This window comes from Stenotrophomonas terrae, from assembly GCF_039674165.1.
GTDB lineage: Bacteria > Pseudomonadota > Gammaproteobacteria > Xanthomonadales > Xanthomonadaceae > Stenotrophomonas > Stenotrophomonas terrae_A.
Genome location: NZ_JBDJMY010000039.1, coordinates 15,481 through 41,071, shown reverse-complemented (window position 1 = coordinate 41,071; position 25,591 = coordinate 15,481). Strand labels below are relative to the sequence as shown.

Below are 25,591 nucleotides of genomic sequence, written 5' to 3'. Positions count from 1 at the left end.
CTCAGCTCCCCCGGTGCCTGTCGGTCGGCGCGCCTTCTCGCCCCCCCCCCCCCCCCCCCCCCCCACTACATGGGTATCGCCCCATGCCGAGCATGGCTCGGCACTACATGGCCTGCCTGCCTTCAGTCGTGGCCGCCGGCATCCACATCCAGCGTCATCTGGTAGGTGAACTGATCCGGCCGGTATTGCACGCTCAGCAGGTCGACCATGTTGCCGTCGCCGTCATAGGAGCGGCGCTCCAGCGCCAGCAGGGCGGTGCCTGGCTCCACCTTCAGGTGCAGGGCGGCAATCGCATCGGCGTTGACCGCCGACAAAACCTGCTCCACCTGCTTGATCTGGATGCCGGCGGCCTGGAACAGCTTCAGCCGTGAGCTGTTGGCCAGCTTGGCTTCGTTGAAGTCCGGGTGATCGGTATTGGTCCAGCTGTTGTAGTAGCCGAACGGGGTGTCGCCGCGCAGGCGCAGGCGGATGGCGTGCACCAGCACATCGCGCGGGCCGGTATCGAACAAGGCCCGGATCGGCTCCGGTGGTACCGCACGGCGGAACTGCAGCAGCTGCACCTTGGTGTGCTCGGCCAGCACTTCCAGGCTCTCCAGCAGCCCGGTCAGCGGGCTGTGCATGGGCTTGGGGCGCGAGCGGTGGATGACGTGGGTGCCCTTGCCGCGACGGCGCTCCACCAGGCCCTCAGCGGCCAGCTCGTCCAGCGCCCGCTTGGCGGTGATGCGCGACACGCCAAAGCCGTCGGCCAGGTCGAATTCGGTAGGAATACGTGCGCCGCGCGGGATCTCGCCATTGAGGATGCGGTCGCGCAGCAGGCTGAACATCTGGTGGTAAAGCGGCGTCGGCAAGTCGTTACGCAGCAGCTTGTGCGCGTTGGCACTCAATAGTGTGGCCAGTGTGTCTTGGGACATCTCGCTTCACCCTCCTTTGGCTTAATGCTATAACGATAGAACAAATAGGATAGGCCATGGTCACTGAAGAAGCCGTGATTTGCTGGAGCCGTGACGGCGCGCTCGCCCGCATCGACATCCAACGACCCGACAAGCGCAACGCCCTGGCCACCCGCCACTGGGCCGCGATCGAAACCGCACTGGATGCCATTGCCGCCAGTGACGCCCAGATCGTGGTGGTGTCGGGCGTGCCGGGGGCGTTCAGTGCCGGCGCCGATATCGACGAACTCGGTCAGCTGCTCACCGCTCCGGCCGCCTTTGCCGCCAACAACGCCCAGGTGCAACGCACCCAGCTCAAACTGCAACGCCTGCCGCAGACCACGCTGGCCGTCATCGACGGTGCCTGCGTGGGCGGCGGCCTTGGCCTGGCCCTGGCCTGCGACCTGCGGCTGGCGAGCAGCCGCAGCCGCTTCGCTATCACCCCAGCCAAGCTCGGCTTAGTTTACAGCGCCGATGACAGTCGCCGGCTGGTCAACACGGTTGGCATGGCCCGCGCCCGCGAAATGCTGCTCACCGGCCGCCTGCTCGACGCCGCCACCGCGCTGGAGTGGGGGCTGATCAACCAGCTGGCGGGCGAGGAGGGCATCGACGTACTGCAACAGGCACAGGTACAGCAGTTGCTGGCCACCTCCGGCCAGGCCCGGCGCGCGATCAAGACCGTGCTCGGCCACCTGGGTGGCGACGCCAGCATCTCCCTGGCACAGGCCGATGCGGGCTTCACCGATGCCTTCAGCAGCAGTGACTTTGTCGAAGGCGCTGCCGCCTTCCTGCAAAAACGCGCCCCGCGCTTCAGCTGAGCCCGCCATGTCCGCCTATCTGATCATCGAAGCGCATATCACCGACCCGCAGGGCTTTGCCGCCTACGCCTGCGCAACCCCGGACGTCGCTGCCCGCTACGGCGGCCAGTACCTGGTGATGGGCGGCGCGCAGCAGAGTCTGGAAGGCGAACACGCCCCGGCCCGCACCGTGATCTCGCACTGGCCGGACCGCGCCGCCGCGCTGGCGTTCTGGCACAGCCCCGAATATGCCGCGATCAAACCGCTGCGCGCCGGTACCGGCACGTTCCGCGTGCTGCTGGCCGACGGCGTGCAGATCCAGCTCCTCCCCGACACCGCAACCGAAGGTAAGGTTCCATGATCGATGCTTATCGTGCGTTGGCGCTGCAGACCACCTGTCGCGCCATCAACAGCTGCACCACGCCGGAAGACGCGGCTGCCGCCGTGGCCGACAATATCGAACGTGTCGGCCGCCAGATCCGCGCCTCCAAGGCCTTCATCGGCGCCGACCTGAAGTTGGTGGTGCTGCCGGAATACTTCGCCACCAGCTATCCGCTGGGCGACACCATTCCGGGTTGGGCGGCCAAGGGCTGCTTCGCGATGGACGGCGCCGAGTACGAACAACTGGGCCGCATCGCCCAGGACAACGGCGTTTACCTGTGCTCCAACGCCTACGAGCGTGACCCCAACTTCCCCGGGCTGTACTTCCAGTCCTCGGTGATCCTGGACGACAGCGGCAACCAGATCCTGCGCTACCGCCGGCTGATCTCCCTGTACGCGCCGAGCCCGCACGATGTCTGGGACAAGTACCTGGATGTCTATGGCGTGGATGGCGTGTTCCCGGTGGCACGCACGCCGATCGGGCGCTTGTCGTGCATCGCCTCCGAAGAAATCCTCTACCCGGAAATCGCGCGCGCGATGGGCCTGCGTGGTGCCGAGGTGTTCCTGCATTCCACCAGCGAAGTCGGCAGCCCGGAACTGACCCCGAAGGACATCGCCAAGCGCGCCCGCGCGCTGGAGAACATGGCCTATGTGGTCTCGGCCAATACGGCGGGTATCAGTGGCGTGGACATTCCCCTGGGCAGCGCCGATGGCATGAGCAAGATCGTCGACGACCAGGGCCGCGTATTGTCGGCCGCCGGCACCGGTGAATCGATGGCGGCCTATGCCGACCTGGATATCGCCGGGCTGCGCCGTCGCCGCCTGCGCCCGGGCATGGGCAATTTCCTGTCGCGTCTGCCGCAGGCCGCGATCACTGCCGGCCTCGGCAGCACCGCGTTGAAACCCAATGCGCTGCTCGACGGCGACACGCTGAAGATTCCGCAGCGGGCGGATTTCGCCGCCCGCCAGAAAGCCACCCTTGATGCACTGCTGAGCGCTGGAGTTCTGGGCAATGACTGAAGCCACAACGCTGCCACTGCGCAACCCGCGCACCGGCCAATCTGACGGCGAACTGCCGATCACCGCAGCCGCCGACGTCGCCGCGCTGGGTGCTCGCCTGCGCCAGGCGCAGCTGGGCTGGGCCGAACGCAGCATCGAGGAGCGCTGCGCGCATTTGAATGCCCTGGCCGATGCCTTGGTGGCGCGCCGCGACGGTTTTCTTGATGCCTTGCTGGCTGATACCGGCCGCTGGCATGAATCGCAGATTGAAGTGGACGGCACGGTGGGTGCGATCCGCCGCTGGGCGCAGCAGGCTGCCGCCTGTCTGCTGGAAAAGCCCGCGCAACAGGAAGCCATCCCCTTCATCCAGAGCCAGCAGACCTGGGTGCCTTACGCCGTGGTCGGCGTGATCAGCCCATGGAACTTCCCACTGATGCTGACACTGATCGATGCGGTGCCGGCACTGGCTGCTGGTTGCAGCATCTTGGCCAAGCCCAGCGAAGTCACCTCGCGCTTCGTGCCCTTGCTGCGCGATGCGCTGGAAGAAGCGGGGCTGGGCGAGGTATTCAAGCTGGTCACCGGCGCCGGTGCCACCGGCCAGGCGGTGATCGAGGCCAGCGACCAGATCTGCTTCACCGGTTCGGTCGCCACCGGCCGTAAGGTGGGTGAAGCCTGCGCGCGCCGTTTCATTCCGGCCTCGCTGGAACTGGGCGGCAAGGACCCGGCGCTGGTGTTGTCCGATGCCAATATCGACCATGCCGCGCGCGCACTGGCGTGGGGCAGCTTCGTCAACGGCGGCCAGAGCTGCATGTCGATCGAGCGCGTCTACGTCGAAGCGCCGGTGGCCGATGCCTTCATCGCTGCATTGGTGAAAGAAACCGCCGCGCTGGAACTGGCGTGGCCAGACCCGAAGCAGGGCCAGATCGGCCCGGTGATTGCCGCATCGCAGGTGGAGCTGGTGCGCGGCCAGTTGGCCGATGCCAAGGCCAAGGGCGCGCGTGCGCTGACCGGTGGCGAGCTGATCGACCATGGCGGCATCTGGTGCCCGCCGACCGTGCTCGTCGATGTGACCGACGAGATGGCCGTGGTCGCCGATGAAAGCTTTGCCAGCGTATTGCCGGTGATGGTGGTGGCCGACGAGGCCGAGGCCATTGCCCGCGCCAACAACACCGAGTTCGGCCTGTCCGCAGCGGTGTTCACGCAGAGCCCGGAGCGCGCGCAACGCGTTGCGCGTCAGCTGCAGGCCGGTGGCATCTCGATCAACGACGCATGTTTGACCGGCATGGTGCAGACCGCTGAAAAGCAGAGCTTCAAGTTGTCCGGCATGGGGGGCTCGCGCATGGGCACCGCCTCGATCCGGCGCTTCGTGCGTGCGCGTGCCTTGCTGATCAATACCGGCAGCGCATCGCCATGGTGGTTCCCGGCAGCGTGACGCGCTGCCTCAGCACACCAGCACGAACTGGCTGAGGAAGATACCGAAGCCCAGCATCCACAGCGCCAGCATCGCCGGGATGCTGGCGATGCGCAGCAACCAGCGTGGGCGTCGCTGCGCATGGCGGGTGGCGCGGAAGATCAACAGCATCAAGACCACGCCGCCGATCACGAACAGCGCGAATATCGCCCAGCCCAGCAGCCAGAACGCGGTGGATTTTTCGCCGAATTCCTGCGGGCACTGGGTCATGGCCATGGCCAGCGGCGAGGCCAGGTAAAGGGCGACGGCGAACAGCGGCCGGGACAATCCCGGTGGAGCAAATGGCATGTGGACGATTCCCCGAATGGATGCGTCAGGCCTTGATCCTGCCACAACTTGCGTTCAGAGCCCCAATACGCCCGGATTCATGCGCCGCTGTGGATCCAGCAAATGCTTGATGTCATGCAACAGGCGCGCAGGCGGCGCCTCCAGTTCGGACAGGAAGGGGTAGGTGCGGCCAATCTGGTTGGATGCACCGCCCATCTGCGCGAACAAGGCGCAGGTCTGCTGCCGCAACTGCGCGACCAGGGCGCGCGCGTCCGGGTTGTCCGGCCCCGCTGTGAGCATCTGCAAGCGTGCCGGTGGCAGTGCGGCAGCATGCAATGGCTGCCAGCTGTCCTGCCAATGAAACACCGCTTCGAAACTGAAGCTGTAGTTGCACAGCGCCGAGCAGAGATAGGTCACCCGCACACCGCATCGTTCGATGGCCGCGCTGTGTGCTGCTATCAGTTGCTGATGTGCGTGGATCAAGGCCGGTGCGCGTGAATGCGCCACCTTCACATTCAATGCGGCCCAGCGGCTGCCGTTGGCACCCAGCACCGCATCGAGGCCGGGGAAGGGATCGGCGCGGGCAATGCGCGGCACGGTCGCAGCGATGTCGATGCCGCCGTGCTGGTGCGCCAGCGCCTGCGCGCAGGCCAGATCATGTGCGACTGCGGCTGCACAGTTGCCCGCCGCCACCAGGTGCAGGCTGAAGGCATTGTCGGGAACCAGCTGGCGCCCGGCCTTCGCCATGCCGGCCAGCGCCCTGCACTTGCCGCGCAGGCCCGATGCGCTGCCGAGCACCTGCCGCAGCGCCCGCAATGCAGCGCGCAGGCTGCGGTCACGCTCGGCATTGGCCGCCACCGCACCGGCATCGAGCACATAGGCCTCCTCGGCCAGGCCGGCGCGGGCAACCGCTGACAATGCCCGCGCAGCAGCCTCGAAATCAGCGAAAGCAAATGAGGCGTAGCCACTGTGTGCGGGCAGCGGAATCAAACGGAATGCAGCGCGGGTCTTGATGCCGAAGGCGCCACCGTCGTGCATGAACAAGCCGGTCGTGTCGGGGCCGAAATTGCGGAATACCGGCTCCGCATCCGCCTTCAACGCCCATTGCCCGGTGCGCAGCAGCGTGCCATCGGCGGTAACTACTTCAACGCCGAGCACGTTGTCGGCGGCGGAACCGTAACGCGCGCTGCCGAAGAACAGCGCGCCATGGCTGAGACCACCGCCGACGCTGGCAGCCGCACCGGAAAACGTACCGAAGTAGGGCAGACGCAAGCCCAGCGGAGTGAGTGCGTCATACAGCTGCTTCCAGCTCACGCCTGCCTGTGCCACCACATACATGTCTTCTGCGCTGATGTGCTCGATGCGATTCAATGCCGACAGATCGACCAGCACGCTACCGCTGTCTTCGCATAGATAGCCGCCGGTATAACTCAGGCCGCCGCCACGCGGGACAACCGACAGGCCGGCAGCGGTGATCCGCGCGACCGCCTGCGCCAGCGACGCGCTGTCACAGGGGCGGATCACCGCCAATGGCAGCGGCCCGCTGCTGTACAGATCACCGGCCATCAGCTGCAGGGTGGCGGCATCGCACAACACGGCGTCCTCACCCAGCATGGCGCGCAGATCAGCCAGCAGCGTGGCGTTGTCATCCACGCTCATGTCGGCTTGAACACGCTGACAACGACGATGGCGGCGATGAACAGCCACAGCACGCCCAGCACCGAAGTTGCCTTCACGTAAGTGCGGCGAATGATGGCGTTGGTGGCATCGGTCGGGCCTTCCTGTGCCATCACTTTCCAGGTCCGGAAATGACTGATCAGCGCAAGACGGATGCCGACGCCCGATGCCATCACGCCGGCGTACAGCGCCAGCTTCAGGCGCAGCCACAGTGGCATCTCCCAGCTGCCGCCGAGCAGGCCGGTGGCCAGCGCCACCATCAGCGCCATGAAGACGTAGCGCGAGCCGCGGTCAATCGCGCCAAGGGTGGCACCGATGCGGCTATGGCGCAGCCGATGTACCGCTTCGACAAACGCCAGCCACAGCACGCAAAGAACGCCGGCGATGCTGGCGGTGGTTTCAGCGCCGGGGATCAGGCCATACAGCGCGGCCAGCGCGAAGCCCAAGCCTGCCTGCAGCACCAGCGCATAGCGCACGTGCTGGTCCACGTGCATCACGTGCTCCATCAGCCGGTTGCGCTCGGCGAAGGGGATGTTGCTGCCGTAGGAGACATAGCGGTAAGTGCTGTTGATCACCAGCTCCGAGCCCAGCCAATAGCCGAGCACGGTGATATGCGCCACCAGCAGGATCTGCAGCAGCACCTCAGTGCTCCACCACGGTGTAATTGCTCAGTTCGTAAGCGGTCTGCATGTAACCGGTGACGGTGGCGCGCAGCACGATGTAGTGCTCGTCGGCGGTCACCCACAGATCGTAGTCGGGGTGTTCTTCCGGCATGCCGACATCGAGGATGCGGAAGTGGCGGGCCTTGAAGCGGCCGGCGATCACCTCGATCTCCTCTTCGCCCACGTACTCGATGGCCAGCTGCACCGGGAAGATCATCGGCCCGGTGGCGCCACGATGATCTGGCGAGGACAGCAGCATGAAGAAGCTCTGCTTGCCCGGCCCCTGCGACAGGTCATACAAGGACATCGCATAGGCATCGTTGATGATGGCGTGGTTGCCGAAGGCCAGAAGCGGTGACTGCAATGGAAAGCGCTGCGAAACCCGGCCTTCGACCGTGGTGTTGGATTCGCACTGCGCCTCGGTCGGGCCGAAGGTGAACCAGCCCGAGCCACGGAACTGGCCGCCGACGGCAATGCGCACGAAGCACTCACGCGGCAGGTTGTCCGCATCCACGCGCAGGTTGACGTCGCGTACCACCGGCGGTGCATCGTCGATCTCGCAATGTGCGGCCAGCACCCGCGAACCATCGCGGTGCACATCAAGCTGGAAGTTCTCGCGGCCGCGTTCGGCGCCCTGGCGGTGGCTCTGGTTGCTGGTGTACTGGATGGTGCCGCTGATGGAACGGGCGATGCCGGTCATGCCATGGTCTCCTCGGGAAGCGGGTCGATCTGCAGGATGCTCACCGGCACGTTGTCCGGGTCGTAGACGATCATTTCGCGGTACAGGCCGGCCGGCGACCGCGCGCTGGCCACGCGCTTGGGGTAGGCCAGCGGCGGCGTCAGGAAGCGATGGCCGGCGGCGCTGAGCGCGGCGTGCAGGGCGTCGAAGTGATCGGTGGACAGCACCAGCGCGCTCTGCCCATGCGCTGGTTTGCCCAGTGGCGGGCTGAGCGCCGCAAGCGGTGTCTGGCTGATTTCGAACAGACCGACGATGACCGGTGCATCCGCGTCGGCCGCCAGCAGGGCGATGCGCATGCGGCAGGCGGGCAGTTGCAGCAGGCCGCCTGCCATCGCGCCTTCCAGGGTCTTTTCCTCGACAACCACCAGGCCCAGTGCATCGCGATAGAACCCGAGCGATGCATCCAGATCACGGCAGAACACGGTGAAGCGTTCGAACTGAAGTTTCATGCCACTCCTCGTTGCTGCGCAGGGCAGCAACGGCAGCGGTGTCCGCAGCCGCACTGCCACGGAGAGAGAATCAGGGGGCCGAGAGGTACTCGATCAGTGCCTGTCGACGTGCCGGGTCCGGCACCGCGATGGCCATGCGGGTGCCGGGTACCCGCTTCGTTGGCGCGCTCAGATAGGCGTCAAGTTGCTTGGCATCCCAGGTGATGTCGCTGGCCTTCAACGCCGGCGAATAGTCGAAACCGGGGTTGCTGCCGGCCTTGCGACCGATCAGGTTGTGCAGGTTGGGCCCCATGCCCTGATGCGCACCGGCATCGCGGCTGTGGCAGGCCGCACACATGGCGAAGGCCTGTTCACCGCTGATTGCCGGGGCCGCTGGCGTGGCTTCTACCGCAACAACGGCGGGCGCGGCCGACACAACCGCGTCGCCTGCAGCGGTGGGCGGCGTGGCAGCCATCGAGGGCGGTTCGGCCGGCTTGCTGCAACCCACCGCAAGCAGGGCGGCGACGACTATCAACAAAGAGCGCATGACAAATCCTGTTGGGGGTCAGAAAGGCTTGACCACGCCGAGGAAGGCGGTGGCCAGCAACATCAGGTAGACCAGCCACACCCAGATCCGGGTGCGGTTCATGGTGCGCAGCAGCGGCAGTTCGGTGGCATCGCTGCTGCCTTGCTTGAGCAGGGCGCCGAGCTGCGCGCCGACCGGCTTGAAGCTGACGTCGATCATGATGGCGGCAGCGAATATCACGCCGAACATCAGCGCCTTGCTGGCCAACCAGGTGGGCGCCAGCGGCGCGCCCTGCAGCAGCGAGGCCAGGCCCAGCCACAGGTAGAACAGCGCCAGCAGCCAGCGCAGTACCGATTCGATGCGGCGCGCGCGTGCCGCACGCGGGGTCTGGTCGTGGCGATGCGCATCCCACACCAGCCACAACCAGAAGCCACCGATCAGCCAGGCCAGCAGCAGCGCCCAGCCCGGCAGCGTCCAGTAGCCGCCAACATGCACCACGCTCAGGCTGACTGGCACCATCAGTGCCCATGCACTGCGCGGCACCATGTCCACTTCCACCAGCAGCTTCAGCAGTGCGATGCGCTGCTCGAGCGAATAGGCGTGGCGACGACGGAAGTGCTGGCCGAGCAGGAACACGCCGACATCGGCGCCCAGCCACAGCACGAACAGCAGCAGGTGCATGAACACCAGGATTGGATACTGCAGTGCAGCCACGTCCCGTCCTTCGCCCGCATGGCGGGTGCCTTCAATTTGTCCGGACAAACAAATATCAGAATGGGCGCGGGAAGAAAAGCTGCAAGGTCACATGACGCGCATTGGGCTCAGTTGTCGGCGAGCGGAGACGCAACTGTTTGGATCTTCTAGCCGGCCGGGAAATGACATAGGCTCCGATTCAGAATTCTGACCGTTGGGGAGCGCGTCATGGGGAATGCGGGGAAGTGGCTGTTCTGTTCCGTGCTGATGTTGGCAAGTCTGGCCTGGCCGGCAGCCGCACAGCAGGTGCCGGTGGAGGCCTTCGCCAAGGCCAGCCCGTTCACGATGCCAACGCTGTCGCCCGGCGGCGAATACCTGGCGGTGGCGACCGATTTCGGTGAGGGCAACCATGCGGTGCAGATACTGCGGCTGAGCGACATGCAGCGCACCGCGGTGCTGCGGCTGCCGCGGTACCAGAGTCCGTTCCAGCTTGGCTGGGTGAGCGATAAACGCCTGGTGGTGGCCAAGGGCCGCAAACTGGGTTCGCTGGAAAAGCCAATACCGTTGGGCGAGATCCTCGCCAGCGATTTCGACGGACAGAACCAGCGTTATATCTACGGCTATGAACAGCAGAACGCCGCTGCCGGCCTGGATCGTGGTTTCGGCTTTATCGACGGCATTGCCGACAGCAACGATGGCCGCTTCTATATGCGCCAACTGCAGCGCAATCCCACCTCATCGATGCTGTACCTGGTGGATACACAGCGGCCCACCTTCAAGCTGATCGCCAGCATCAACGTGCCCGACCTGGAGTTCGTCATCGACCGTGCCGGCGTGGCGCGCTATGCCTGGGGCGCGGACAAGCAGGACAACTACCTGCTGTATGCGTCGGTGGACGGCCGCCAATGGCAGCCGATGAAGTTGCCGTACAAGTGGACGCCGCTGGCGTTCTCGGCCGACAACCAGCGTGTGTACGGGCAGCTTGCGCGTAATGATGGGCCGGCCCAGCTTGTCTCCACTGATCTGACCGGTGCAGATCCGGACGTGCTGGCCAGCGATGCGTTCAGCAGTGTCGGCCGCCTGCAATGGACGCATGCACCGGCGATTCCGTTCGCCGCCGCACCGCTGGCTGGGCGCCCTGTGCTGAGCTACTTTGATCCTGGCCGGCCTGATGCGCAGCTGCACCAGGCATTGGCCGGATTGCTGCCGGAACAGCAAGTGAGTTTCGTCGACAGCAGCCGCGACGGGCAGACCCTGCTGGTGCACCTGGGCAGTGACCGCGACCCCGGCAGTTGGTCGATCTTCCGCCGCTCCAGCAACAAGCTGGAAAAGGTGCTGATCGCCAATGAGGGAATAGATGCGGCGTTGATGGCTGAGCGGCGCCCGCTGCGCTTCAAGGCCAGCGACGGCATGGAGCTGGAAGCGATACTGACGGTGCCACGCAACAGCGAAGGCCGCGCCTTGCCAACCGTGGTATTGCCGCATGGCGGCCCGCATGGGGTGCGCGACGGTTGGTTCTACGATACCGATGCACAATTCCTGGCCAATCGCGGCTACCTGGTGGTGCAGGTCAACTACCGTGGCAGCGGCGGCCGTGGCGATGCCTTTGAGCGTTCCGGTTACCTGCAGTGGGGAACGCGCATCCAGCAGGACATCATTGATGGGCTGGATCAAGCGGTGGCACTTGGCCTGGCGGATACGAACCGTGTCTGCAGTTATGGCGCCAGCTTTGGCGCGTACTCGGCAATGATGCTGGCCGCGCGGCAGCCAACGCGGTTCCGTTGCGCGGTAGGCTTGGCTGGCGTTTACGATCTGAAGATGATGTACAACAAGGGTGATATCGCCGACTACGCCTACGGCCGCAATTACCTGCGGCGGGCAATCGGCAACAGTGATGCAGAGCTTGTCGCCAACTCGCCTGCGGCCTTGGCCGCGAGCATCCAGATACCGGTATTCCTTGCCCATGGCGAACGCGACGAGCGTACGCCGATCGCCCAGGCCAATGCGATGCGTGCCGCACTGGTCGCCGCCGGCCGGCCGCCGCAGTGGATGGCCGTTGCCGGCGAAGGCCATGGGTTCTACAACGACGACAACAGTGCAGCGTTCTATCGTGCGTTGGAAGGTTTTCTTGCCAGGAACATCGGCGAGTGACGTGACCGTCGGCGCCGCCTGAAGGCAGCGTCCGCGGCACCAAAAACACAGGGCGCTAACCTTGCTGTACGGGCTTGTGTGTATCGTGGCGGGACGAATGAATCGCCAGGAACGGAGCACACAGCCATGATCCCGCAAGCGCATTTCGACCTGAGTGGAAAAGTCGCCATCGTCACCGGTGGCGGCAATGGCATAGGCCGCGCAAGTTCACTGATGTTGGCCGCCTATGGTGCGGCCGTGGCCATCGCCGACCTGAAGCTGGCGGCGGCCGAGAAAGTGGCGGCGGAGATCGTCGCCGCCGGCGGCAAGGCGCTGGCGCTGGAATGCAATGTGCTCAAGGATGAAGACCTGGTGCGCACGGTCGAGCGCACCGCCAATGAACTGGGTGGCATCCACATCCTGGTGAACAATGCCGGTGGCGGTGGTGCCGGCCGTGAGAGTCCGTACAAGATCAACCTGGAGCAGTTCGAGCGGCCCTTCCAGATCAATGTGTTCAGCGCCTGGCGCTTGTCGCAGCTGTGCGCGCCGCACATGGAGAAGGGTGGCTACGGTTCGATCATCAACATGTCGTCGATGAGTTCGATCAACAAAAGCCCAGCAATCAGCGCGTATGCCGCGTCCAAGGCGGCGATCAACCACATGACCGCGAACCTGGCGCATGACTATGGCCCGGCCGGCATCCGGGTCAATGCGGTAGGGCCGGGTGCGGTGCGTACCGATGCGCTGGCGACCGTGCTCACGCCGGAAATCGAGCAGCGGATGCTGTCGCATACGCCGATCAAACGCCTGGGTGAAGCGGACGACATCGCCGGTGCGGTGCTGTACTTTGCCGCGCCGATATCCAACTGGGTCAGCGGCCAGACTTTGTTCGTCAATGGCGGTGGCGTGCAGACGCTGGATTGATGCCCGGCTTAGTCGGGTAGCGAGGACAGGTATTCGATCACCGCCTGGCGGCGTGCCGGGTCGGCGGTGGCATTGACCATCTTGCTGCCGGGCACCTGCTTGGCCGGTGATTTGATGAAGGCATCCAATGTCTGCGCATCCCAGACGATGCCGCTGGCTTTCATCGCTGCAGAGTAGTTGTAGCCCGGCGCGGTGCCGGCCTTGCGGCCGATCACGCCGTGCAGATTGGGGCCGACGCGATGGCCGAGCTCGGCGCGGGTGTCGTGGCAGCCGGCGCAGATGGCGAAGGCGCGTTGCAGTTCGCGCTGGTGCGGGTCGGCGCTGGCGCTGTGGTTGAAGGCGTCGCGCTGGCCGCAGGCGGTGAGTGCCAGGCAGACAAGGGCGATCAAGAGCGGACGGGACATTGCTGACTCATTGCGTTGGCGGCCGTGGTTGTACGGCGCTGGCAATGATGGCGGGTGTTGGGAGGGGAAAGCAAAGGCAGAAGCAGAAGCCCCCTCATCCGCCCTTCGGGCACCTTCTCCCGCAAGCGGGAGAAGGGAGACTTCATGCATTTTCGGGTCTGTCGAAAAAAGCCAGAAGCAGAAGCCAGAAGCAGAAGCCGGAAGCAGAAGCCGGAAGCAGAAGCCGGAAGCAGAAGCCGGAAGCAGAAGCCGGAAGCAGAAGCCGGAAGCAGAAGCCCCCTCATCCGCCCTTCGGGCACCTTCTCCCGCAAGCGGGAGAAGGGAGGCTTCATGCATTTTCGGGTCTGCCGATAAAAGCCAGAAGCAAAAGCCAGAAGCAAAAGCCAGAAGCAAAAGCCAGAAGCAAAAGCCAGAAGCAAAAGCCAGAAGCAAAAGCCAGAAGCAAAAGCCTCTCACCTGTTGCGGGTTGAGCTTGTCGCGTTCAGGGGCCGGAATGCTTCAATACTTTGATGAAGGTGTGGGTCTTCGGCTCCGGGAAAAGCTAGCGGAGTACGCCGAAGTCAGTAATGCCAGCCCATGCAAATCCGAGCCGAAGTAATCCCCTCTCCCGTTTACGGGAGAGGGGTAGGGGTGAGGGCAGCTTTTAAGCCTCTGTCCTTCAGGACTTTCAAGCTTTAAAGCTTTAAAGCCTCAACGCACCCAGCCCAACACCCTCACTTCTTCGCAGCAAGCGTCTTATCCAGACTCTGCTCAAACGTGTGATAGCCGATCCGCTCATACAGCTCCTCACGGGTCTGCATGGTCTCCACCACATTGCGCTGGTGGCCATCTCGCCGGATCGCGGTGTACACGTTCTCCGCCGCCTTGTTCATCGCGCGGAACGCTGACAGCGGGTAGATGCACATCGCCACGCCCACCGAACCCAGCTCCTCGGTGGAGAACAATGGCGTCTGCCCGAACTCGGTCAGGTTGGCCAGCACCGGCACCTTCACCGCGTCGACAAAACGCTTGTAGGTTTCAAGGTCATACGAAGCTTCGGCGAAGATGCCGTCAGCGCCGGCTTCCACGCAGGCCAGCGAGCGCTCGATCGCCGCATCCACACCTTCCATCTGGATGGCGTCGGTACGTGCGATCAGGAAGAAATCCGGGTCGGTCTTGGCATCGGCCGCGGCCTTTACCCGGTCCACCATCTCGCCCAGCGACACGATTTCCTTGTTCGGGCGATGGCCGCAACGCTTGGCGCCAACCTGGTCTTCGATATGGCAGGCCGCCGCACCGGCCTTGATCAGCGACTTCACCGTGCGCGCGATGTTGAACGCGCTCGGGCCGAAACCGGTGTCGATGTCCGACAGCAGCGGCAGGTCGCAGACGTCGGTGATGCGGCGGATGTCGGTGAGCACGTCGTCCATGGTGTTGATGCCCAGGTCCGGCAGGCCCAGCGAGCCGGCGGCGACGCCGCCACCGGACAGGTAGACCGCACGGAAACCCGCCCGCTTGGCCAGCAACGCGTGGTTGGCGTTGATGGCGCCCGGGATCTGCAGCGGGCTCTCTTCCTTCAGCGCCGCGCGGAAGCGGGCACCTGGACTGACAATGCTCATCGAAACTCCTGTGGTTGGTTGGCGATGCTTACATCGCCGGGTAGTTCGGACCGCCGCCGCCCTGTGGGGTTACCCACACGATGTTCTGGGTCGGGTCCTTGATGTCGCAGGTCTTGCAGTGCACGCAGTTCTGCGCGTTGATCTGCAGGCGGGTGTCGCTGCCTTCACCGACGAATTCGTATACGCCGGCCGGGCAGTAACGCGCTTCCGGGCCGGCATAGGTGGCCAGGTTGACCTTCACCGGAATGCTGGCGTCCTTCAGCGTCAGATGGCTGGGCTGGTCTTCCTCGTGGTTGGTCGAGGACAGGAACACCGAGCTCAAGCGATCGAACGTCAGCACGTTGTCCGGCTTGGGATAGACGATCTTGGGCTGGCTGGCAGCCGGCTCCAGGCACTCGTGGTCGGCCTTGGTCCGGTGGATGGTCCACGGTGCATTGCGGATGCCCAGCTTGGGCAGCAGCCACTGCTCGATGCCGGTCATCAACGTGGCCAGGGTGCGGCCCTTCTTGAACCACTGCTTGAAGTTCTTGGACTGCAGCAGCTCGGTCTTGAGCCAGCTGTTCTCGAAGGCTTCCGGATAGGCGCTCAGCTCATCGCGCGAGCGGCCGGCGGCCAGCGCATCGAACGCGGCCTCGGCGGCCAGCATGCCGGTCTTGATCGCGGCGTGGCTGCCCTTGATGCGGCTGACGTTGAGGTAGCCGGCTTCGCAGCCGACCAGCGCGCCGCCGGGGAACACCGTCTTGGGCAGCGACAGGATGCCGCCGGCGGTGATCGCACGTGCGCCATAAGCAATGCGCTTGCCGCCTTCCAGGTGCTTGCGGATGGCCGGGTGGGTCTTGAAGCGCTGGAACTCCTCGAACGGGCTCAGCCACGGGTTCTTGTAGTCCAGGCCGACCACATAGCCGATCGACACCTTGCCGCCGTCGGCGTGGTACAGGAAGGCGCCGCCGTAGGTGTCGTTGTCCAGCGGCCAGCCAGCGGCGTGCACCACCAGGCCCGGCTCGTGCTTGGCCGGGTCGATCTGCCACAGCTCCTTGATGCCGATGCCGTAGGACTGCGGGTCCTTGCCGGCGTCGAGCTTGAACTTGCTGATCAGCTGGCGGCCGAGGTGGCCACGCGAGCCTTCGGCGAAGATCGTGTACTTGGCATGCAGTTCCATGCCGCGCTCGTAGTTCGGGCCCGGCGTGCCGTCCTTGTGGATGCCCATGTCGCCGGTGGCCACGCCCATCACCGCGCCGTTCTCGTCGTACAGCACTTCGGCGGCGGCAAAGCCCGGGAAGATCGACACTTCCATCGCCTCGGCCTGCTGCGCCAGCCAACGGCTCACTTCGCCCAGGCTGACGATGTAGTTGCCGTCGTTGTGGAAGCACTCCGGCAGCAGCGCGTGCGGGGTGGCCTTGGCCTTGGTTTCGTCCAGGAACAGGAACTCGTCGCGGGTGACGGCCTGCTTCAGCGGCGCACCGCGTTCCTTCCAATCCGGGAACAGCTCATTGAGCGCGCGCGGGTCCATGATCGCGCCGGACAGGATGTGCGCGCCCGGCTCGGAGCCTTTTTCCAATACGCACACCGACAGCTCCTGGCCCTTCTCCACGGCCAGCTGGCGCAGGCGGATGGCGGTGGCCAGGCCGGCAGGGCCGGCGCCGACGATGACGACGTCAAATTCCATCGCTTCGCGCGGCGGCAGGGCGGTGTTGGCTTCAGTGTTCATGCAAGGGCTCTTGGGTAAAGGCCGGCGCGTTTGTGGCGACGACGGTTGCCTGGAACCGCCGCCTCAACGTGAGGCGGCGATGATCTGCGAAGGCGCAGCGTTCCAGATCAGCCCTGCGCGGTCGGCCAGGTGGGCGAACACGCGTTCCAGGTGCTTGATGCGGTGCGGCTGCCCCATCACCCACGGATGGATGTTGAGCGCGAGCAGGCGACCCTGTCCGGTGCGCTGCGCCTCCTCAAGCAGGAAATCGCAGGCATCGACCATCTGGTCCGCATACTCGGCCTCGGCATGCAGATTTTCGCCGACGATGAAGCGATCTTCCAATTCCAGTGACAACGGCAGGGCGGTGAGCGGCCCGTTGGCGGTCTGGAACGGGTACGGCAGCTCATCGTTGATCCAGTCGCCAAACCATTGCAGGCCAGCCTGTTGCAGCAGTTCCGGGGTGTTCTGCGACTGTGAGCGGGCCGGCGACAACCAGCCCTGGATGGGGGTGTCCGAATACGGGGCCAGCGCGGCCAAACTGCGCTGGATGTATTCAGCTTCGCGCGCCGGGTCCAGCCCGCCGTAGTGCACGCTGTCCATGTTCCAGCCATGCGCCACCAGCTCGGCGCTGCGCGCCTTGAGCCGGCGCAGCAGGGCCGGGTAGCGTTCGGCCAGCTCGCCGTTGACCGCGGTGCTGGCACGCAGACCGTACTTTTCCAGCGCGTCCAGTACGCGGAACACGCCGACCCGGTTGCCGTAATCGCGCAGGGTGTAATGGCGCAGGTCCGGGTAGGGCATGACCATCGAGCCGTGCGGCTTGAAGCCCTCACCCTTGGGGTTGAGCGGGAAGTGCTCCAGGCTCAGGTTGATCCACACCGCCAGCGGCTTGTCGTCCGGCCAGCGCACGGGCGGGCGCTGCGCCAACATCGACCAGCTGTAGCGGTCGTGGTCCATGCCGTAGTGCAGATGCGGGTATTCCAGGAAGCTGCGATCCAGGCTCATGCCGCGTCCTCCGCGCTGATCGCCGCCATCGAGGCCAGCGCGTCGTCGTAGTGGTTGTCCAGGTAGTGCTGGGCGATCTCGCGGCCGGTGGCCTTCCACACCTTGTCGTGGCTGCAGATGTAGTCCATCGCGTCGTGGAACGCCGCCAGCCGGTGCGGGTGGCTCACCTGGTAGGCATGCAGCGGCACGCACATCACCGTGCCGGAGTTCTCGCCTTCGGCGTACAGGCGGTCGAAGGCGTCCTTGATCATCTGCCCGTAGCGGCGCGGTTCGATCTTGTTGGTGACGTAAACGATGGTGTCGTTGAGCTCCAGCGAGTACGGCACCGACACGAAGCGCTTGCCCGAGCGGGTCTTCACCGGCGTCGGCTGGTCGTCATGGAACAGGTCGCAGGTATACAGGCCGCCGGCTTCGGCAAACAGGTCGATGGTGGCGTCGGAATGTGACAGCGCCGGCGCCAGGTAGCCATCGCAGTGCTGGCCGGTGTGCTCGGCAATCAGCTCCATCGAGTGTTCGATCATCTCCCGCTCCTGCGCCTCGTCCATGCCGTAGGTGTAGCGGGTGTTGTAGATGCCGTGGCTGAAGAATTCCCAGTCGCGCTCGGCGGCCATCTGGATCACTTCCGGATGGTGCTTGAGCATGGCCGTGGACAGCGACACCGAGCCACGCAGGCCGTACTGGTCCATCACCCGCATCATCCGCTGGTGGCCGACGCGGTTGCCGTAGTCGCGGGTGCCGTAGCCCTGGATATCAGGCAACGGGCGCGGCCACGGCTTGCGCTGCGGGTTGGCCGGCGGCGCGTACTCGTAGAACTCGATGTTGGGCGCGATCCACAACGCCACGCGGGCACCGCCCGGCCACTGGATCTTCGGCCGGCCGTCGTAGGGCCAGTAATCGAACAGGCCCGGGTCGGACTTCGGCGCGCCGTTCATGCGCGCAATGCCTGCAGCTGGGCGGCCACGTGCTCAACCGATTCCACGTCGCCGTACTTGAGCATGATGTCGCTGAGGTTGGCGAAGTGCGGGATCTCGTGTTTGTCGGCCACGCATTCCTCAGGAACGATGCTGCGGTAGCCGCGCGACAGGCTGTCGATCACGCAGGCGCGGATGCAGCCGGAGGTGGAACCGCCGGTGATGATCAGCGTGTCGATTTTGTGGAAAGTCAGCAGCGACCACAGGTTGGTTTCGAAGAACGGGCTGGCCATGCGCTTGTGCATGACGATGTCGCCCGGCTGCACGTCGGCGCGCGGATCGAACTGGGCGCGCTCGGAGCCATGCTTGATGTTCTGCAGCGAGTCGGGCGTATTGGTGCGGGTGCCCCAGGTGCCGGCGTCTTCGCCCGATTCCAGATAGGCCACATACGTCCACACAACCGGCAGGCCGAGCGCGCGCACCTGCGCCGACAGCGCATTGATGTGCTCGATCTGGCGCGGGTCGGTTTCGTACGCGGTCTTGAACGCGGCCAGGTCGGTATAGGCGCGCTGCACATCGATGTTGACGATGGCCGGGCGTGCGCCGAAACCGAATTTGGCGCGGTTCGGGTTGGCCTTGACCTGCTCCCAGTACTGGCGGGCAGTGAGGTTGGACGTTTCCATCACGGGCATGGGGTCTCTCCGTTGCAGCAGTGGTTGGGGTCAGGCCTGGGTGGCGCGCGAACGTTCGTCGCGCACCAGCGTTGCGGCCAGCAGGGCCAGCCCGATCAGCACGCAGATCAGGCTGAAGGCGATGTGGTAGCTCTTGGTGATGTCGAAGATCTTGGCCGTCACCCAGATGCCCAGGCCGGCGGTGGTTGCATCGAGCAGGGTGATGGTGCCGAGGATCTTGCCGGCCGAGCTCAGGCCGAAGGCATTGACCGCCAGCAGCTGGATCATCGTGTACAGGCCGCCCCAGCCCAGCCCGAACAGGGCCAGCGAATACCAGATCAGGTCGGCGCGCAGGGTTGCCAGGATCACCGCACCCACCGCCATGATGGCCAGGTTGACCAGGAACACGCGTTTGGGCGGCAGCACGTCGGCAAGGAAACCGAATACGAACTTGCCCACCATCGCCAGGCCGAACATCAGGCCCAGGCCGTTGCCGGCGGTGGCCGGTTCAAAGCCGAGGTCGCGCATGTGCAGGAACAGGTTGGAGGCCACCGCCATGATCGAGAAGAAGGTGGTCATCGCCACGAACGCCAGCACCCAGAAGGTGCGCGTGCGCATGGCCTGCTGGTAGCTCAGGTCCGGCAGCGAGGCGGCAGCCGGCTTGCCTGCTGCCGCCTTGGCGGCCAGCGTGTCGGCGCCCCACGGCTGGATGCCGCCCGGGCGCGGGCTGCGCACCAGCAGGAAGGCAATCACCAGGAAGACCAGCGGAACGGCGGTCTCCCACAGCAGCGCGGCGCGCCAGTCCATGGTCTGCATCAGATGTACGCCGAGCTTCGGGAACACCATGCCGCCCAGGCTGGTGCCGACCAGGGCAATACCAATGGCGGTGCCGCGATGGGTGGCAAACCATTGCGAGACGAAGATCACCGCCACATTCAGGCCGGCGGCGACCAGCACCGCGGCAAAGCCGACGTGGATCCAGTACAGGTGGGCCAGCGAATGGATATGCGCATAGGCCGCATACAGCGCGGCCAGCAGGGCGATGCCGCCCAGGATCAGCTTGCGCGGGCCGACCTTGTCGATCAGCGCGCCCAGGAACGGTGCCATCCAGCCGGCCAGCACCAGGGTGATCAGGTCGCGCAGTTTGAGCTCGCTGCGGGTCCAGCCGAAGTCCTTGAGCAGGGATTCGTCAAAGGCGGTCAGGCCGGTCACGGTCAAGCCGTTGGAGACCAGCAGCACCAACATCCCCACCAGTGCCATCAACCACGGGAAATAACGCTTCATCTTCATCAAGCACCTCAAGAGTGGGTTACGGCAGGTAGATATGCCGGTGGGGGTTCGTCCCTGGCGTTGACCCGGGACGGATGGCATGCCTACACTTTGTCCGGACAAAGTGTGCCACAGTCTTTTACCTGGGAGGAAGCCATGCAAACCGTCATCGTCCTGTTCAACCTCAAGCCCGGCGTCAGCGCCGAGGAATACGAGGCCTGGGCCCGTGCCAGCGACCTGCCGGTGGTCAATGCGCTGCCGTCGGTGGAGAAGTTCGAGGTACTCAAGGCCAGCGGTCTGTTGATTGGTGAGGGCAGCTCGCCGTACGCGTACATCGAGCTGATACGTATCCCGGACATGGCGGCGTTTGGTGCCGACATGGCCGATGCGGCGGTTCAAGCCGGTGCGGCGCAGTTCCAGCAATACGCTGACAATCCGTTGTTCATCCTCACCAGCGCGCTGTAAGCGCACAAGGAACATTGGTCATGGCTCGTTTCCCCGAATTGCAGGGCAAGGTCGCACTCATCACCGGCGCCGGTCGCCGCGCCGGGCTGGGCGAGGGCATTGCCCGCCGCCTGCTGCAGGAAGGCTGCAAGGTGGTGCTGACCGACATCGGCCAGGTGCGTGGCGCGGAGATGCCGGTCACTGCCGTCGGTACCGACGAGGAGTTGGCCCAGGTGGCCGCCGAGCTGGCCGCCAGCACCGGTGGCGAGTGCGTGGCCATGGCGCTGGACGTGCTGGAAGAAGCGCAGGTGGAAGCGGTGGTCAAGGCCACGGTGGAACGCTTCGGCCGCCTCGACATCCTGGTCAACAACGCCGGCATCGGTTACCTGATGAAGTCGCTGGTCGACATCGATGCCAAGGAATGGGACGCGGTGCTGGGCGTGAACCTGCGCGGCGCCTTCCTGACCATCAAGCACGCCGGCCGGCAGATGATTGCCCAAGGCGGCGGGCGCATCGTCAACATCGCTTCGCAGGCCGCCAAGTCGGCATTCCCGCATGCAGCGGCGTATTGCTCGTCCAAGCACGGCCTGGTCGGCCTGACCCGGGTTGCGGCGCTGGAACTGGCTACGCATGGCATCAACGTCAATGCGGTGTGCCCGAACCATGTCACTACCGGTTTGGGCGCGTGGCAGAACGAATATTTCGCCGAGAAGCAGGGCAAGAGCGTGGAGCAATACCTGGCGGACATGCGTGCGCGCATTCCGGCCGGGCGTGCCGGTTTGCCTTCGGATACGGCGGCGGCTACGGCGTTTCTGTGCTCGGACGACGCGGTCTACATCACCGGTGAGGCGATCAATGTCTCTGGTGGCGAGGAAAACCACTGAAGCATTGCCGCGTCACTTCTAGCGCGTCGTTCCCGCCCGCGCGACGCACGGCATGAGAACAAAGCAGCACCGCAGTCCCCACCACGCACCCCATAAACGTAACGAGATTGCCATGTCCAAACCCGTCTACCAGTGGCCCAACAACGCACGCCTGGCCTTGTCGGTGGTCGTCAATGTCGAAGAGCTGTCCGAGTACAACGTCGGCCAGGGTGACAAGATCACCGAGCCGGTCGACGAGCTGCATGTGACCCTGTCCAAGCCGGTGCGCAACTACGGCAACGAATCCAATTACCGTTACGGCGTCAACGAAGGCCATGCGCGCGTTTCCGCGCTGCTGGACAAATACAACGTCACCAGCACCTATACCGCCGCTGCGGTATCGCTCGAGCGAGCGCCGGAAATCGCCGATTACCTGCGTGGCAGCCGCCATGAGGTCTGCTCGCACGGCCACCGCTGGATCCACCAGTTCCGCTTCAACGAAGAGCAGGAACGGCAGTTCATCCGCGATGCCGCCGACAGCATCGAAAAGACCACCGGCGTGCGCCCGGCGGGCTGGCTGTCGCGTTACCTGCACACCGCTTCAACCCGTCGCCTGCTGCAGGAAGAAGGTTTCCTGTACCACATGGACGACTACTCGGCCGATGCGCCGTTCTGGGGCGATGTCGACGGCAGCGACAAACCAATGATCGTGGTGCCGTACCAGCTGGACACCAACGACATGAAGATGTGGGTGGCCCCGTCCTACCTGCCCAAGGACTGGCTGGACTACGCCATCGACAGCTTCGACACCTTGTACGCCGAAGGCGAGCACAGCCCAAAGGTGATGTCGCTGGGCCTGCACCTGCGCATCATCGGCCGCCCGGGTCGCATCGGCGCGTTCGAGAAGTTCCTGCAGTACGTGGCGCAGAAGCCGGGCACCTGGTACGCAACGCGCCGCCAGATCGCTGAACACTTCGCTTCCCAGGTCGGTGCGGCGTGAGCGCATCGATGAACAACCCGCGCCGCTGCCTGCTGTTCGTGCCGGGCTCGCGCCCGGAGCGTTATTCCAAGGCCGTGGCCACCGGTGCCGACCAGGTCTGCATTGACCTGGAAGACGCGGTTGCCCCGGGCGACAAGGAAAGCGCGCGTGCCTCGCTGTTTGCCTTCCTCGCCGAACTGCCGCAGAGCCGCAGCGAGATCGGCCTGCGCATCAACCCGCTGTCCACCGAACTGGGCCAGGCAGATCTGAAGGCGCTCGCCGCTTCGGGCCTGAAGCCGGCCTTCGTCATGCTGCCCAAGGTCGAAACCGTGGCCGAACTGCAGCAGGCCGATGCCGCGCTGGCAGCAATCGACACCGCCTTCATCGCGCAGATCGAAACGCCGAAGGGCTTGCTGGATGCGCGCGCGCTGGCCATCGCCATTCCGCGCCTGCAGGCGCTTATGTTTGGTGGCTTCGACTACATCGTTGCGTTGCGTGGCCGCGCCAGCTGGGAGAGCTTCTTCCATCCGCGCGTGCAGCTGGCAACGATTGCCGCCGAAGCCGGCGTCGCCTGCATGGACGTGCCCTACCTGGACATCAAGGACGACGCTGGTCTGGTCAGCGAAACCGACCGCGTCATCGATCTTGGTTTCACCGCCAAAGCTGCAATCCATCCGGCCCAGGTCGATTCCATCCAGGCCCGTTACCTGCCCACCGCCGCCGAGTACGACCGTGCCCAACGCGTGGTCGCGGCACTTGCCGCCAGCGGCGGCGAAGCCATCCAGCTCGACGGCAAGCTGGTGGACCGCCCCATCGAAATCGCCGCCGAACGCGCCATCGCACTGGGTGCGCTTGGCGTGCGCGCCGGCTGACCTCACCGCTCCATTGAACACCTGATTCACGCCCCTCTTTGACCAAGCTGCGCCCAGCGCCAGCCCAACCCGTACCAAAAGGACATTGTCATGGTTCAGAACGTCAAGCAGATCTCCGAAAACCGCTTCCGCGAAACCTTTGGCCGCTACTACGAAGAGTTCAATGTCGGCGACATCTACGAGCACCGCCCCGGCCGCTCCATCACCGAGACCGACAACACCTGGTTCACCCTGCTGACGATGAACACCCATCCGATGCACTTCGACAAGGAGTACGCCAAGGCCTCGGAATTCGGCAAGGTCATCGTCTGCTCGCCGTTCACCGTGGCACTGATGGTCGGCATGAGCGTCACCGATGTCAGCCAGAAGGCCGTGGCCAACCTGGGTTGGAGCGACATCAAGATGACCCACCCGCTGTTTGTCGGCGACACCCTGGTGGCCGAGTCCAAGGTGCTGGACAAGCGCGAGTCCAAGTCGCGCCCGGGCGCCGGCATCGTCACCGTGCAGACCGAGGGTTTCAACCAGGACGGCAAGCTGATCTGCAGCTTCAGCCGGACCATGCTGATCGCCAAGCAGGGTCACTCGGTGGAAGACAAGGTCAACTACTGAGGACACGATGATGAGCACGGAACAGGAACAGCTGTGGGGCCCTGACGAAGAGCAGGCGTTGCTGGATTCGATCGATCATTGGGTCGAGAAGTCCGTTGCACCGATCGCCCAGGAATACGACCTCGAAGACAAGTACCCGCATCACCTCGTCGAGGAGATGAAGGATCTGGGACTGTTCGGTGCCACCATCTCGCCCGAGTACGGTGGCCTCGGCCTGCCGGCGCGCATCTACGCCAAGATCGTGATCAAGGTGTCGGCGGTATGGATGGCGCCGACCGGCATCTTCAACTCGCACCTGATCATGGCCGCGGCCATCGAGCGTTGCGGCACCGAAGAACAGAAGCGCAAGTACCTGCCGCGCATGGCTACCGGTGAGCTGCGTGGCGCGCTGGGCCTGACCGAGCCCAACGCCGGCACCGACCTGCAGGCGATCCGCAGTGTTGCCAAGCGCGAGGGTGACCATTACGTCATCAATGGCGCCAAGACCTGGATCACCAATTCCATGTACGGCGACATGGTGCTGCTGCTGGTCAAGACCGACCCGGAGGCGCAGCCGCGCCACAAGGGCATGACCATGTTCATCGCCGAGAAGGGCGAGGGCTTCATCGTTGCCAAGAAGATGAAGAAGTCCGGCTACCGCGCCATTGATACCTGCGAGCTGGTGTTCCAGGACTACAAGGTGCCGGCCGACTGCCTGCTCGGCGGTGTGGAAGGGCAGGGTTTCCAGCACGCTGTGGGTGGCCTGGAACTTGGCCGCATCAACGTGGCCGCACGCGGCTGCGGTATCGCCGAAGGCGCGCTGCGTTTGTCGGTGCGTTATGCGCAGGAGCGCATGACCTTCGGCAAGCCGATCGCCGAGCACCAGGCCATCCAGCTGAAGCTGGGCGAGATGGCGGCCAAGGTGGAGGCGTCCAAGCTGCTGATCGAGAGCGCGGCCAATGCCTATGACAAGGGCGAGCGTTGTGACATGGAAGCGGGCATGGCCAAGTACTTCGCTACCGAGACCGGCGCGTATTGTGCGCAGGAAGGCATGCGCATCTTTGGTGGTTACAGCTACTCGGTGGAATACGACATCGAGCGCTTCTACCGTGATGCGATGCTGATGTGCATTGGCGAAGGCACCAACGAAATGCAGCGCATCATCATCGCCAAGCAGCTGGTGGCAAGAAACAAGATCTGAAAGCCCAAGCAGACCAGAGCCCTAGTAGCCCCTCTCCCGCTTGCGGGAGAGGGGTTGGGGTGAGGGGAAGCTTCTAGCAAGCGGAGCCAAAGCTTTAAAAGCTCCCCTCATCCGCCCTTTGGGCACCTTCTCCCGCACGCGGGAGAAGGGACGAAGCAAAGCAACAGCTAGAAGCCAAAGCCAAAAGCAACAGCCAAAAGCAACAGCCAAAGCAATAGCCAAAGCCAAAGCCAAAGCAATAGCCAAAGCCAAAGCCAAAGCCAAAGCAATAGCCAAAGCCAAAGCAATAGCCAAAGCCAAAGCCAAAGCAATAGCCAAAGCCAAAGCCAAAGCCAAAGCAATAGCCAAAGCCAAAGCAATAGCCAAAGCCAAAGCCAAAGCCAAAGCCAAAGCCAAAGCACCGGCGCTAGCAGCAGATCCAACCCTCATCCGCCCCTTCGGGGCACCTTCTCCCGAAGGGAGAAGGGAAGCAGCAT

General features: G+C 64.5%; 28 protein-coding genes. 12 read left to right on the top strand and 16 right to left on the bottom strand.

The features are described from left to right. Positions 1–122: 122 nt before the first annotated feature. Complete coding sequence (locus tag ABE493_RS15060) at positions 123–911, bottom strand: GntR family transcriptional regulator (RefSeq protein ID WP_346499713.1); 789 nt, start codon at positions 909–911, stop codon at positions 123–125. 56 nt (positions 912–967) lie between these two features. On the opposite strand from ABE493_RS15060, the gene ABE493_RS15055 reads away from it, so the two are divergent. Genes ABE493_RS15055 through ABE493_RS15040 form a run of 4 tightly spaced genes read left to right on the top strand, consistent with a single transcriptional unit; the run spans position 968 to position 4,538 of the window. After that, positions 968–1,747: an enoyl-CoA hydratase/isomerase family protein gene (locus ABE493_RS15055; protein WP_346499712.1), complete on the top strand. Its 780-nt coding sequence runs from the start codon at positions 968–970 to the stop codon at positions 1,745–1,747. A gap of 7 nt (positions 1,748–1,754) precedes the next feature. Next, positions 1,755–2,087, top strand: coding sequence for a DUF1330 domain-containing protein (locus tag ABE493_RS15050; protein WP_346499711.1), 333 nt, complete (start codon positions 1,755–1,757; stop codon positions 2,085–2,087). After that, on the top strand, positions 2,084–3,127 hold the full coding sequence (locus ABE493_RS15045; RefSeq protein ID WP_346499710.1) for a nitrilase-related carbon-nitrogen hydrolase: 1,044 nt from the start codon (positions 2,084–2,086) through the stop codon (positions 3,125–3,127). Before ABE493_RS15050 ends, ABE493_RS15045 begins: the two co-directional genes overlap by 4 nt. Continuing rightward, positions 3,120–4,538 carry an aldehyde dehydrogenase family protein gene (locus tag ABE493_RS15040; RefSeq protein ID WP_346499709.1) on the top strand — a complete coding sequence of 473 codons (1,419 nt, stop codon included), beginning with the start codon at positions 3,120–3,122 and terminating at the stop codon, positions 4,536–4,538. Before ABE493_RS15045 ends, ABE493_RS15040 begins: the two co-directional genes overlap by 8 nt. Positions 4,539–4,547: 9 nt before the next feature. Here ABE493_RS15040 and ABE493_RS15035 read toward each other — a convergent pair whose 3' ends face one another. The 7 genes from ABE493_RS15035 to ABE493_RS15005 form a co-directional block, all read right to left on the bottom strand. After that, positions 4,548–4,865, bottom strand: coding sequence for a hypothetical protein (locus tag ABE493_RS15035; RefSeq protein WP_346499708.1), 318 nt, complete (start codon positions 4,863–4,865; stop codon positions 4,548–4,550). 54 nt (positions 4,866–4,919) lie between these two features. After that, a complete protein-coding gene (locus tag ABE493_RS15030; protein ID WP_346499707.1) occupies positions 4,920–6,503 on the bottom strand; it encodes an FAD-binding oxidoreductase in 1,584 nt (527 codons plus the stop codon). Next, positions 6,500–7,162 (bottom strand): hypothetical protein, encoded by a 663-nt coding sequence (locus tag ABE493_RS15025; RefSeq protein WP_346499706.1) that lies wholly within the window; start codon positions 7,160–7,162, stop codon positions 6,500–6,502. The genes ABE493_RS15030 and ABE493_RS15025 overlap by 4 nt, the downstream gene beginning before the upstream one ends. Before the next feature lies 1 nt (position 7,163). Further along, positions 7,164–7,883, bottom strand: coding sequence for a hypothetical protein (locus tag ABE493_RS15020; RefSeq protein WP_346499705.1), 720 nt, complete (start codon positions 7,881–7,883; stop codon positions 7,164–7,166). Further along, positions 7,880–8,371, bottom strand: coding sequence for a VOC family protein (locus ABE493_RS15015; RefSeq protein WP_346499704.1), 492 nt, complete (start codon positions 8,369–8,371; stop codon positions 7,880–7,882). The genes ABE493_RS15020 and ABE493_RS15015 overlap by 4 nt, the downstream gene beginning before the upstream one ends. Before the next feature lie 70 nt (positions 8,372–8,441). Further along, positions 8,442–8,897, bottom strand: a complete 456-nt coding sequence (locus ABE493_RS15010) for a c-type cytochrome (RefSeq protein ID WP_346499703.1) — start codon at positions 8,895–8,897, stop codon at positions 8,442–8,444. Positions 8,898–8,915: 18 nt separating this feature from the next. Continuing rightward, positions 8,916–9,638, bottom strand: a complete 723-nt coding sequence (locus ABE493_RS15005; RefSeq protein ID WP_346499702.1) for a hypothetical protein — start codon at positions 9,636–9,638, stop codon at positions 8,916–8,918. Positions 9,639–9,797: 159 nt separating this feature from the next. On the opposite strand from ABE493_RS15005, the gene ABE493_RS15000 reads away from it, so the two are divergent. After that, positions 9,798–11,720, top strand: coding sequence for an alpha/beta hydrolase family protein (locus tag ABE493_RS15000; RefSeq protein WP_346499701.1), 1,923 nt, complete (start codon positions 9,798–9,800; stop codon positions 11,718–11,720). Between the two features lie 126 nt (positions 11,721–11,846). After that, a complete protein-coding gene (locus tag ABE493_RS14995) occupies positions 11,847–12,623 on the top strand; it encodes a glucose 1-dehydrogenase (RefSeq protein ID WP_346499700.1) in 777 nt (258 codons plus the stop codon). 8 nt (positions 12,624–12,631) lie between these two features. On the opposite strand, the gene ABE493_RS14990 is transcribed toward ABE493_RS14995, so the two are convergent. The 7 genes from ABE493_RS14990 to ABE493_RS14960 form a co-directional block, all read right to left on the bottom strand. Further along, entirely contained in the window at positions 12,632–13,027 is a 396-nt protein-coding gene (locus ABE493_RS14990) for a c-type cytochrome (RefSeq protein ID WP_346499699.1), read from the bottom strand. 713 nt (positions 13,028–13,740) lie between these two features. Next, a complete protein-coding gene (gene prpB, locus ABE493_RS14985; RefSeq protein ID WP_057629153.1) occupies positions 13,741–14,625 on the bottom strand; it encodes a methylisocitrate lyase in 885 nt (294 codons plus the stop codon). A 28-nt stretch (positions 14,626–14,653) separates the two neighbouring features. Next, entirely contained in the window at positions 14,654–16,333 is a 1,680-nt protein-coding gene (locus tag ABE493_RS14980; RefSeq protein WP_346499698.1) for an electron transfer flavoprotein-ubiquinone oxidoreductase, read from the bottom strand. 63 nt (positions 16,334–16,396) lie between these two features. Next, entirely contained in the window at positions 16,397–17,317 is a 921-nt protein-coding gene (locus ABE493_RS14975) for a polysaccharide deacetylase family protein (RefSeq protein WP_346499697.1), read from the bottom strand. Beyond that, complete coding sequence (locus ABE493_RS14970) at positions 17,314–18,249, bottom strand: polysaccharide deacetylase family protein (protein WP_346499696.1); 936 nt, start codon at positions 18,247–18,249, stop codon at positions 17,314–17,316. Before ABE493_RS14970 ends, ABE493_RS14975 begins: the two co-directional genes overlap by 4 nt. Continuing rightward, a complete protein-coding gene (locus ABE493_RS14965) occupies positions 18,246–18,920 on the bottom strand; it encodes an isochorismatase family protein (protein WP_062171132.1) in 675 nt (224 codons plus the stop codon). The genes ABE493_RS14970 and ABE493_RS14965 overlap by 4 nt, the downstream gene beginning before the upstream one ends. A 30-nt stretch (positions 18,921–18,950) precedes the next feature. Continuing rightward, entirely contained in the window at positions 18,951–20,189 is a 1,239-nt protein-coding gene (locus tag ABE493_RS14960; protein ID WP_346499695.1) for an MFS transporter, read from the bottom strand. 135 nt (positions 20,190–20,324) lie between these two features. Here ABE493_RS14960 and ABE493_RS14955 point away from each other — a divergent pair, with 135 nt between their 5' ends. From ABE493_RS14955 to ABE493_RS14930, 6 genes are all read left to right on the top strand, one after another. Beyond that, on the top strand, positions 20,325–20,633 hold the full coding sequence (locus ABE493_RS14955; protein ID WP_057629148.1) for an REDY-like protein HapK: 309 nt from the start codon (positions 20,325–20,327) through the stop codon (positions 20,631–20,633). A gap of 20 nt (positions 20,634–20,653) precedes the next feature. Next, positions 20,654–21,496, top strand: coding sequence for an SDR family NAD(P)-dependent oxidoreductase (locus ABE493_RS14950; protein WP_346499694.1), 843 nt, complete (start codon positions 20,654–20,656; stop codon positions 21,494–21,496). 112 nt (positions 21,497–21,608) lie between these two features. Further along, the gene (locus ABE493_RS14945) at positions 21,609–22,475 is read left to right on the top strand and encodes a polysaccharide deacetylase family protein (protein WP_346499693.1); all 867 of its coding nucleotides are present in this window, start codon (positions 21,609–21,611) and stop codon (positions 22,473–22,475) included. Positions 22,476–22,483: 8 nt separating this feature from the next. Beyond that, positions 22,484–23,326, top strand: a complete 843-nt coding sequence (locus ABE493_RS14940) for an HpcH/HpaI aldolase/citrate lyase family protein (RefSeq protein WP_346499692.1) — start codon at positions 22,484–22,486, stop codon at positions 23,324–23,326. 90 nt (positions 23,327–23,416) lie between these two features. Further along, entirely contained in the window at positions 23,417–23,935 is a 519-nt protein-coding gene (locus ABE493_RS14935; RefSeq protein ID WP_062171143.1) for a MaoC family dehydratase, read from the top strand. Positions 23,936–23,945: 10 nt separating this feature from the next. Further along, entirely contained in the window at positions 23,946–25,115 is a 1,170-nt protein-coding gene (locus ABE493_RS14930) for an acyl-CoA dehydrogenase family protein (RefSeq protein WP_346499691.1), read from the top strand. A gap of 21 nt (positions 25,116–25,136) precedes the next feature. On the opposite strand, the gene ABE493_RS14925 is transcribed toward ABE493_RS14930, so the two are convergent. Beyond that, a complete protein-coding gene (locus ABE493_RS14925; RefSeq protein ID WP_346499690.1) occupies positions 25,137–25,544 on the bottom strand; it encodes a hypothetical protein in 408 nt (135 codons plus the stop codon). Positions 25,545–25,591: the final 47 nt, after the last annotated feature.